Source organism: Lunatimonas salinarum (assembly GCF_017811155.1).
Lineage (GTDB): Bacteria > Bacteroidota > Bacteroidia > Cytophagales > Cyclobacteriaceae > Lunatimonas > Lunatimonas salinarum.
Map to the genome: position 1 here is coordinate 40,732 of NZ_JACVCV010000025.1, position 9,442 is coordinate 50,173.

At 48.2% G+C, this 9,442-nt stretch carries 10 protein-coding genes; 5 read left to right on the top strand and 5 right to left on the bottom strand.

Translation table 11 applies throughout. The features are described from left to right. Positions 1–93: 93 nt before the first annotated feature. Positions 94–1,362 (bottom strand): Nramp family divalent metal transporter, encoded by a 1,269-nt coding sequence (locus tag IAQ59_RS20320; RefSeq protein WP_209332692.1) that lies wholly within the window; start codon positions 1,360–1,362, stop codon positions 94–96. A 257-nt stretch (positions 1,363–1,619) separates the two neighbouring features. Here IAQ59_RS20320 and IAQ59_RS20325 point away from each other — a divergent pair, with 257 nt between their 5' ends. The 5 genes from IAQ59_RS20325 to IAQ59_RS20345 all read left to right on the top strand — a co-directional run bounded on the left by IAQ59_RS20325 (position 1,620) and on the right by IAQ59_RS20345 (position 6,719). Continuing rightward, positions 1,620–2,918 (top strand): amidohydrolase/deacetylase family metallohydrolase, encoded by a 1,299-nt coding sequence (locus IAQ59_RS20325; RefSeq protein WP_209332693.1) that lies wholly within the window; start codon positions 1,620–1,622, stop codon positions 2,916–2,918. An 18-nt stretch (positions 2,919–2,936) separates the two neighbouring features. Continuing rightward, positions 2,937–4,184 carry an amidohydrolase/deacetylase family metallohydrolase gene (locus IAQ59_RS20330; RefSeq protein WP_209332694.1) on the top strand — a complete coding sequence of 416 codons (1,248 nt, stop codon included), beginning with the start codon at positions 2,937–2,939 and terminating at the stop codon, positions 4,182–4,184. Positions 4,185–4,189: 5 nt separating this feature from the next. Then, the gene (locus IAQ59_RS20335; protein WP_209332695.1) at positions 4,190–5,797 is read left to right on the top strand and encodes an aminotransferase class V-fold PLP-dependent enzyme; all 1,608 of its coding nucleotides are present in this window, start codon (positions 4,190–4,192) and stop codon (positions 5,795–5,797) included. Positions 5,798–5,906: 109 nt separating this feature from the next. Then, entirely contained in the window at positions 5,907–6,479 is a 573-nt protein-coding gene (locus IAQ59_RS20340) for a RidA family protein (RefSeq protein ID WP_209332696.1), read from the top strand. Between the two features lie 48 nt (positions 6,480–6,527). Further along, entirely contained in the window at positions 6,528–6,719 is a 192-nt protein-coding gene (locus IAQ59_RS20345) for a hypothetical protein (protein ID WP_209332697.1), read from the top strand. Between the two features lie 45 nt (positions 6,720–6,764). Here IAQ59_RS20345 and IAQ59_RS20350 read toward each other — a convergent pair whose 3' ends face one another. From IAQ59_RS20350 to IAQ59_RS20360, 4 genes are all read right to left on the bottom strand, one after another. Continuing rightward, the gene (locus IAQ59_RS20350) at positions 6,765–7,277 is read right to left on the bottom strand and encodes a GRAM domain-containing protein (RefSeq protein ID WP_209332698.1); all 513 of its coding nucleotides are present in this window, start codon (positions 7,275–7,277) and stop codon (positions 6,765–6,767) included. Positions 7,278–7,829: 552 nt separating this feature from the next. Beyond that, positions 7,830–7,994 (bottom strand): hypothetical protein, encoded by a 165-nt coding sequence (locus IAQ59_RS20355; protein ID WP_209332699.1) that lies wholly within the window; start codon positions 7,992–7,994, stop codon positions 7,830–7,832. Positions 7,995–8,001: 7 nt separating this feature from the next. Further along, positions 8,002–8,100: a DUF6934 family protein gene (locus tag IAQ59_RS22805; RefSeq protein WP_425342625.1), complete on the bottom strand. Its 99-nt coding sequence runs from the start codon at positions 8,098–8,100 to the stop codon at positions 8,002–8,004. Positions 8,101–8,938: 838 nt separating this feature from the next. Then, on the bottom strand, positions 8,939–9,442 hold a 504-nt coding region (locus IAQ59_RS20360; protein WP_209332700.1), incomplete at its 5' end, for a Fic/DOC family protein.

The following is a 9,442-nucleotide window of genomic DNA, read 5'->3' on the forward strand; positions in this document are numbered from 1 at the left end:
CTAAAAAAAAATTTTATTTCAGCCTAAATTTTTTTATACTAGTTTTATATAACGCCCGAGGTTTCACCAATTATCCGGCCTCATTTCCTTTCATCAAAACATTTCCCGAAGGGCTAAAAATCCTGTATACGATATTAATAAGGAAAAAATAAATGCTGCCCCCAACCCCAAATTAAGCCACCCTCCGGCCCGGTGGGCCCGCATCAAATCTGCACGATTCACCAAGTAAAAGATACAGGCTATTACGACAGGCAAGATAAAAACCGCGGCTACCTGTGTGAGAATCTGCGCCAGTATCGGGTTGGCTCCCAATATTGGCACGGTAAGCCCTACTATACAAGCAATGCCGGTCAACACCCGAAAGCGAGTAGAAGTGGTATCCAAAACCCCCTCTTTGTAATCTGCCACCAGCAAAGGAGCAACCATGAGAATCGGAAAAACCGAAGAAAGCCCGGCACTCAGTGCTCCGGTCATAAAGATCGCCACGGCAAACTTACCTGCTATGGGCTCCAAGGTATAGACCATATCCATCACCTTTTCAATGGTCTTCCCCTCTACAAACAAAGACCCCGCAGCGGCAGCCATAATCGCCAGGTTTATCAACAGCATCAAAGAAGCTGATAATAAGGCATCTTTGGACTGTTCTTTGGTATGCAGCTCATTCCAGCCCTTTCCCTTCATCAACAGCGGCCTCACCACAAAGGTGGGCGCTGCCATCGTAGTCCCAACAAATGCCGCGACCAACAGCTTGCCCCCAGGCACCGACGGAATACTGGGCTTTAGCCCTTTTGCGATATCAAGCGGATCCGGTAAGACCACGAACATGGAAATGATAAAGGATATTCCCATCAGCGTCACAAACACGATGAGCACTTTTTCAAAAAATGAATATTGTCCCACCCAGAGAAACCCATACATTACAACGACCAAAAAAACAGCGATACCCAATACAGCCCAATAATTTTGCGCAGGGAGGCCCGGGAAAAAGAGAACTGCCACCTCATAGAGTGCATTCGCACTCAGCCCCAATATCCCCGAAAGGGAATTCCACTGAGCAATGATGATTCCAACTACCACCAGGATGGCTATCCATTTGCCACCTCTTATCTTTGTTTTGAAACTATAAATGGAGGTGCTCCCCGTGACGATCGCATACCGCCCATAGGCTTCCATGAGCGTCCACGAAAAAAAACAACTCAGCACCAGGACCCACAACAGCTCCATGCCGAACTGGCTTCCGGCCTTGGCCATGGAAGTAACGCTGCCCGTGCCTACCGTATAGCCAATACAAAAAATCCCCGGCCCAATGCTGAGCATCCATAGCCATATGCGACCCAAAAAGGTGTGATTCTTATCGTTCATAGTATTTGAAAGGCTTCGGGTAAATACGACCCAAAGGAAAAAGAATACCTTTTATCCATTCAGATTGCCATTTTACCCAGACAGGCTAAACTTATAAAATATTGCTTGGGAAAAATAGATTTTTAAGCAATATTTCTCATAAATTAACCCACCAAAATACCGATCACCTACCTAACCCGCCCGATCACCCCATTCGAACGTTACGGGGGAAGAATAAGCCATCATGATTTACTCACGCTTTATTGCCTGCTTTTCACATGAACAGAAAAAACAACCATTCAGGCACCACTGCAAGGGCAGTGCTGCAATACGTAGGCACCTGTGCCATCCTGCTTTTGTTGGAATTGACGGCCTATGCCCAAGACATCGATCTGCTTCTTAAGGGCGGCCACGTAATCGATCCCAAAAACAACATCGATGCGGTGATGGACGTGGCCATATCCAATCGGAAAATCCACCGGGTCGCCCCCAATATCCCTGCAGCTGAGGCCAAAAAGGTCATAGACGTATCCGGCCTGTATGTCACGCCTGGTCTGGTGGACATGCACGTACACGTCTTTCATGGCACGGAGCCGCTATCCTATATTGCCGATGGCCATACGAGTCTGCCGCCGGACGGATTTACCTTCCGATCAGGGGTAACCACGGTAGTGGATGCCGGTTCCTCCGGCTGGCGTAATTTTCGGCAGTTTAAGCAGCAGACCATAGATCGCTCCCAAACCAGGATTTTGGCTTTTTTGAATATCGTGGGCACAGGCATGTATGGTCGCTTCGAGGAGCAGGATGTGTCCGACATGAATCCTACCATGACCTCCCATATGATTACCCGGCTCTTTCCAGACCTGATTGTCGGCATCAAATCTGCTCATTACTGGGGTGGCTTCACCCAGGTGGATTTGGCCGTAGAAGCCGGGAATCTCGCCCAAGTTCCCGTGATGGTAGACTTTGGCGAACATCAGCCGCCAAACTCCATCGAAGACCTATTTATGAAGCACCTCAGACCTGGGGACATTTTTACACACACTTATTCCTACGGTCCGGCCAACAGGGAAACGGTCGTAGACGAAAACCTGAAAGTGAAACCCTTTATCTTTGAAGCCCAAAAACGGGGAATCCTGTTCGATGTAGGGCATGGAGGCGGCGCTTTTTCCTTCCGTCAAGCCATTCCTTCCCTGCAACAGGGTTTCTTCCCCGACGTGATCAGCTCAGATCTTCACAAGGACAGCATGAACGGAGCATTTAAAGACATGTGCAACCTCCTGTCCAAATTTATGGCCATGGGTATGTCCCTGCAGGAGGTGATTCACCGCTCCACTTGGAGACCCGCCCAGGTGATCTCACGCCCTAAATTGGGGAACCTAGATGTGGGAGCAGAAGCGGACGTTGCCGTATTTCGGTTAAGAGAGGGCGATTTTGGGTTTATGGACATCCGAAGAATGAAAATTGATGGAGACAAACGCCTGGAGGCCGAGTTGACCTTACGTGCGGGTCGCATTGTATGGGACCTGAACGGCATCAGCGCTCCCTACTGGGAAACGGAACTTGGCAATGAATAACCAAAAACCACACAAATCATGAGGTGGAATCTGGATTTTTACATAGCATCCATTCTCTGGCTTCTTTGCCTCGCAGTCCCGATGGGCGTAAAAAGTCAATCCTATGACCTGGTCATCAAAAACGGTCACCTATATGACGCAAAAAACCGGATAAACCAACCCATGGATCTTGCCATTAAAGGCGGAAAAATCGCAAAAGTTGCCCCCAAAATACCTGCCGGAGATGGAAAAAAGGCAATTGACGCCACCGGGCTTTGGATCAGTCCGGGATTTATCGATCCCCATACGCACGTATTTGTCGGGGAAAACCCACGAGTCTTTGCAGGAGGTTCGTCCAGTGTATTCCCCGATGCCTTCTCCTTTCGGTCCGGGGTCACCACCGTAGTGGATGCAGGCACTTCCGGGTGGCGGAATTTCGAGGATTTTAAGACCTCCGTCATTGATGTGGCTCAGACCCGCGTGTTGGCCTTTCTAAACATCGCCGGTGGAGGAATGAGTGGAGACCCTTTCCAGCAGGACATACAAGACATGAATCCCGAAATGACCTTTAACATGATCCAAAAATACCCTGACCTGATGGTTGGGGTAAAAATCGGCCATTACGAAGGAAAAAGCTGGCAGCCGTTTGATCTTGCCATTGAGGCGGCCACGCTGGCCAAACGTCCACTGCTTGTGGAATGCCACCTGCCGGAATACAGCCTAGAAGATCAACTCAAACGGATGAGGCCGGGGGATTTGCTGACCCACACCTACGAAAACATTCGCGACCGAAGCCCCGTCGTAGACGAGCAGGGAAATCTTCGCCCCGAAGTACTGGAGGCCAAACACCGGGGAGTGCTCTTTGACCTAAGCCATGGAGGCGCGGGCTTTTGGTTTGATCAAGCGGTGCCGGCCATCCAACAAGGGTTGACTCCAGATACCTTTGGCACCGATTTGCACCGATTTAGTATGAATTCCGGCATGAAAAACTTCGCCAATGTGCTCTCCAAGTTCCTCGCTCTGGGGATGGGGCTGGAAGAAGTATTGGAAAAAGCTACCTGGGGAACCGCGAAAGCCCTCCTGCGGGAGGATTTGGGACACCTCAGCGAAGGCACCGTTGCAGACTTGACGCTTATCCGCATTCGGGAAGGATCTTTTGGATTTGTGGATTCAGGCGGAGTGCGCATTACAGGAAACAAACTCATTGAGCCCGAACTCACCATTCGGGCAGGCCGCATTGTATATGACTTAAACGGACTTTCGGCCTCACCCTTTAAATTCGATTAACTAACATGGATAGAAGAGAAGTAATCAAAGGATTGGCCATGCTGCCCATTGGGGGCAGTTTTATGTCTATGGCAGAAGCAGGCCAGCAGCGGGAAAACGGTCCGCTCGCATTAAACGAAGACATCTACGGCTCCATCGGTGTAGACACCATTATCAACTGCCGGGGTACATTCACCATCATCGGCGGATCAAGGGAGCGCCCGGAGGTATTGGATGCCATGAAAGCAGCGGCAGGCAACTTCATCCAGTATGATGAGCTGGCTGCGGGCATAGGGCAGCGCCTAGCAGATATCACCAAAGCCGAATGGGGCATCATCACAGCCGGTTGTGCGGCCGCAATGAAACACGCCACCGTGGCCTGTGTCACCGGGGGCAATCCGGAAATATTGATGAAGGTGCCGTTTCTGGACGATGTGCCAAAAAACGAGGTCATCATCCCGCGCCACTCACGAAACGTCTATGATGCCTCTATCCGAAACGTAGGCGTAAAAATAATCGAGGTCAATACCCCGGAAGAGCTGGAAGAAGCCATCAACCCGCGCACCGCGATGATCTACCTAATGACCAACAATGCCTCCGACACAGGCAAACCGCTTTCGCTAGAGAATATCGCCAGGATTGCCAAACCCAAAAACATCCCCGTACTCGTGGATGCGGCAGCGGAAGACCTCACGATTCCCGTAGTCCATTTCGAACGGGGCGCAACCATGGTGGCCTACAGCGGCGGCAAAGCCATCTGTGGCCCACAGTGTGCCGGACTCTTGTTGGGACAAAAGGACATTTTGCTTTCAGCTTGGCAGGCATCATCCCCCCACCATGGACCAGGAAGGGACAACAAGGTCGGCAAAGAAGAAATGATGGGCATGCTCGCCGCCGTCGAAGCTTGGACTACGCGAAACCACCCCCAAGAATGGGACAATTGGATGAAATGGCTGGGTCAGATTTCCGATGCCGTCACCAAAGTAAAAGGGGTAACGACCCAAATCCAGGAGCCTACTGGGCTCAACAACCGAGCCCCAACCCTGCACATCATGTGGGACCCCGCGGCGCTGCACATTACGGGCCCCGAAATGGCGGAGTACTTGGGCAGAAACAAGCCACGAATTGCTGTGGGAGGCAGAGACAATGGCTCCGAAAGGACCTTGCTGACCGTGACCCCCAGTCAGATGATTGCCGCCGAAGTCCCCGTCGTGGCCAATCGCATCCAAGAGGTGCTGAAAATGAAACGGCAGCCCAAGAAAGGAATGGCGGCACCTACCGGAAGCATGGCTGGCCGTTGGACCGTGGTGGTTCAATATTCCAGCAGCCAAACCACCCATCAGTGGTTTTTAGAGCAGGACGAAAACTGGCTGGCTGGCAGACATGAAAGCGACTTTGCCACCCAGGATATCATAGGTACCATGGATGGAAAAACGGTCAAGCTGCATTCTACCTTCCGAGAACCAGGAAAAAGTGTTCCTTTTATGTTTTCGGGCACCTTGGAAGGCAATACCCTCACCGGCAATATCCACCTAGGAGAGTACCAGAATGCCAAATTTACAGCCACCAAACAGGACTATCAGGCACCGCGAAGGAACATCCTCATTCCCGATGGACCGCCGTTGGCGACCTAATCCCCCTACACCCCAGCTACCCGGCACTTGCAAAATGTCAGGAGTTGGGGTAACTTTCCGCTTCAAAAAATGCTCAATATCTAACTTGCAACTAACCACGAACGTCACGATGAAAAAAGCATTGCTTACACTCCTTGTACCCATGCTGCTATCCGTAGGGTGCAGCTCTGAAAAAACCGAAACCGCCGATCAAAAGCCCGTCGCTTCCCTAAATGATGGCGTGGATGCCGAAGCCAATCTTAAGAACCTGGGGATTACCCTCATCATGCCAAATGCACCTACTGCCAATTACCTAAAGGCGAAACGATCTGGGAATCTAGTATACTTAGCGGGGCATGGACCAGACCGCCCCGACGGTACCCAGGTAATCGGCAGGCTTGGTGAGGACTTGGACATAGACGCCGGCTACGAAGCAGCTAGGTTTACCGGTATTTCCTTACTCTCCTCTCTCAAAGCGGAAATCGGGGATCTGAACAAGGTAAAGAGTATCGTTCGTGCGCAGGGCATGGTGAATGCTGATGCAGGCTTCAAAAACCATTCCCAAGTTATCAACGGGTTTTCAGATCTGATGGTAGAGGTATTTGGGGAAAAAGGCAAACATGCGAGGGCCGCTATTGGTATGAGTTCCCTTCCCAACAACATTGCCGTCGAGATTGATATGATCGTGGAAGTTGAGGATTGAGCATTCCCCACGCAACTTGGGGAAAACAATCGCTACACCGCTTCGATCATGATAAAGGAAGAGGCTGCCCATTTCGGACAGCCTCTTTTTGCATTTGGCCCTCAATACGTATTTCCAATGTTCAATCAATCCCGGAGCGGCTTTGTGGAGCAGCCCCTCCATTTTCAGGAAAACGACGACCACAGCCGTTGTCCCTGCTATAACAAAGGCGTTACACAGCCGATACGCTTCCGCCGTTAGCTACTTTATCCATGCGTTTCGTCATTAATGCAACGTTGTCAACGGTCAGCTGCTAAGTTGTTGTTGGTTCATTATCTTTTCCATCCAATCTGCCGGTTCGTCAACAATGAATTTATGTCTGTCGCCATTTTTTAACTCTAGAGTCAGACCATTTTCTAAAAACTTACATGTCTTCGTTACCTGAAGTTTCTCAACTTGTCCAAGGTCAAAATTGTCTTGATGGTTTTGAATATTGAATTTGTGGGATTTGAAAATAAGTCGCTTGTCTGTTAAAAGCAGCTTACCCCCAACTCCTTCCTTTCCCTTGAAGTGATTAGCTCCACCTTCCTTAATAATTTCTTCGTTGTCTGCTGTCTCAATGGTTATCCTTTTGAATAGTCTTTTAGCGGTGTACTGCATCATCCAGGCGAAAAGAAGTCCAGCGACAATGCCACCCATTAAAGTAGAAACAACTATCCCAAGTATTGGTCCGTCCTTTATTATTAGATTAATAACAATCATGATGATTGTCCATGGTAGTCCAAATGTCAATGCTATTGTCCAAAACCTCTTTGTCATATTATGATCTTTTTGCGAATTGGTGGTAATTGAGATTCAGCTTCCCTATAACTGCAAATCCGGCAGATGCTGACCCCTTCGTTTTGAATAATCCGGAGCATATCGACCCCCAGGTCTATAATCCGGAGTATGCTGCCCCCCTAAATGGATTTAGGTTAATTAGCGGTTTTACCAAACCGATAACCAGAACTTCAGATGGCTGGAAAACCAAAACTTTTCAAACCTAGTCCGGCCCCATCTTGATCCATTTGCGGGATCCAAGAAGCCAATGGTTGGATCCGGGACATGCCAAAAATCGACTCCCAAAAAATGGGTAGGGGACGCTGTGCCCAAATGGTGGGAAAATTCCCGAAAAGCCCGAACAACCAGCTCCTGAAATTCACCGACCAATCTACAATTCCACCTAGCCGCCGCTTCACCTAGAGAATGTCAGTCAATTTATCTCCCGCAGGGATGACAGCCACTAGCATCCCGATCCCAATCGCTGACCCTGATAGCTCATTGCATCAATCAGGGCTTTTTTGCAGGGGCTTTTCGCTAGTGGGCTAAATGTTAGGTGTGGTGCTTCTTTATTTTCGGTAGGCCTATGTTTTTCAGGATTTCATTTGCCTTATCCACCTTCTCTTGAAATAGAGGTTGCCCCTTAAATTGTTCTAATGAATTGTCTATCCGAACAATAGGAACCTTATTTTTATTTAATTCATCAATCTTTTTCATATTTGAACTATTTACGTCTTACCAGAAAAGCGTCATATTCCACTTCTCTATGAAACATTTCCCACTCATTTTCTCTTAAACCAAAAATCTCAAAATCATTTTTAATTTCATCTGTTTATAATTTGTTCTTTAGCGGTCAGATGGAATCTCGCACGTATTACAATCGTTCCTCCGTGTGTCGCTTGCGTCGTGCTCGATTTCATGTGTCTATAATTGTTTTTCAGCGGTCACATGGAATCTCGCATGTAGCATAGTCATCCCAGTGTGTGTCGCTTGCGTCATGCTCGATTTCATGACATCCAAAGATACGATTTACTAGCAATGATTGTAGCGTTTTGATATTACCCACAATCGGGTCAGACAAGGGAATCTCACCCTCACCTTCCTACGGAACTCCCGCAAAAAACGGGACAGGCTGTGCGTGAGATGCTCACCCCGATACATCGGTGGCTCCTCATCCCAACAACCACTTAAAGGTAATGCGCTAGCTTCATCAGGTAGCGGTGGTTCTGCTTCTTTTCCATAAATCCTCCCTTGAATAGTCAAGGTTGCAAATGAAGGCGAAACAGGGCATGCTCCCTCCCCTCATACCTCGGTCAAACGTCCTCCCGGACATTTGCCGTGCTCCACTCCCATTTACTCATAAGGTAACTGATCTTATCGGTATTCGTGAATGCTATCGGTTTTCAGGAGTTTCATCACTACTACGCATGAGTCTGCCCCCTGACAGCGTCAAGGCACCGGAGGGCCTATCTATTGGTTGCCCAATAGTCCTCCATCCATTTCAAAGCATTCGACCTGCTTTTAAGGTCGATTCAATTGGCGACGGCGGGCATTCGGAGCCGTTCTCTTCCAATCAACTCCTAACTTCTCAAAGATGCTAAACTTTCTATTTACTCGGAACCGCCCGCTATCTTCCAAGGTATGTTATGCACTGTTCTTTTTCATTTTTTTGAGGCAATGAGTTCAAAAATCAATTCTTTCAATGTCACCAAATCACTCTCTATTGTTCCTTTCATATATCTTTCATACACACTTTTATTATCCGGAGGGTTAAGGTTCAGAATCAGTCCTTTTTCCAAGGCCAACAACCTTAAAAACTCTCTTTGTGTACGTCCGTTCCCTTCTCTAAAGGGGTGAAAGTAATTTACAGTATCTAAAATTTCTGCTAACTTCTCTGCTAATTCCTTTCTTCTGTTCCTTCGAGTTTTTTTGTAGTCATCTATCAAAGAATTAATGTAGTTACTGGCATTATCAAAATGCGTGGTGGGAAAAAATTGCTTCCCATCTTTACTTATTTCCACTATCCGTTTTTTACCAGCCCAAACATATATATCTTGAAACAAATGTTTGTGAATATCAAAAAGGCTTTCAATTCCTTTAATCTTAATCGGATTGTATATTCCGATCCATCTTGACCACCTGTTCCGGTGATGTTGACCACTTTT

What these genes read in the sequence shown, in the direction of transcription:
- IAQ59_RS20320 (WP_209332692.1), bottom strand. Translation starts at nt 1,362, where the DNA reads ATGAACGATAAGAATCACACCTTTTTGGGTCGCATATGGCTATGGATG.
- IAQ59_RS20325 (WP_209332693.1), top strand. Translation starts at nt 1,620, where the DNA reads ATGAACAGAAAAAACAACCATTCAGGCACCACTGCAAGGGCAGTGCTG.
- IAQ59_RS20330 (WP_209332694.1), top strand. Translation starts at nt 2,937, where the DNA reads ATGAGGTGGAATCTGGATTTTTACATAGCATCCATTCTCTGGCTTCTT.
- IAQ59_RS20335 (WP_209332695.1), top strand. Translation starts at nt 4,190, where the DNA reads ATGGATAGAAGAGAAGTAATCAAAGGATTGGCCATGCTGCCCATTGGG.
- IAQ59_RS20340 (WP_209332696.1), top strand. Translation starts at nt 5,907, where the DNA reads ATGAAAAAAGCATTGCTTACACTCCTTGTACCCATGCTGCTATCCGTA.
- IAQ59_RS20345 (WP_209332697.1), top strand. Translation starts at nt 6,528, where the DNA reads ATGATAAAGGAAGAGGCTGCCCATTTCGGACAGCCTCTTTTTGCATTT.
- IAQ59_RS20350 (WP_209332698.1), bottom strand. Translation starts at nt 7,277, where the DNA reads ATGACAAAGAGGTTTTGGACAATAGCATTGACATTTGGACTACCATGG.
- IAQ59_RS20355 (WP_209332699.1), bottom strand. Translation starts at nt 7,994, where the DNA reads ATGAAAAAGATTGATGAATTAAATAAAAATAAGGTTCCTATTGTTCGG.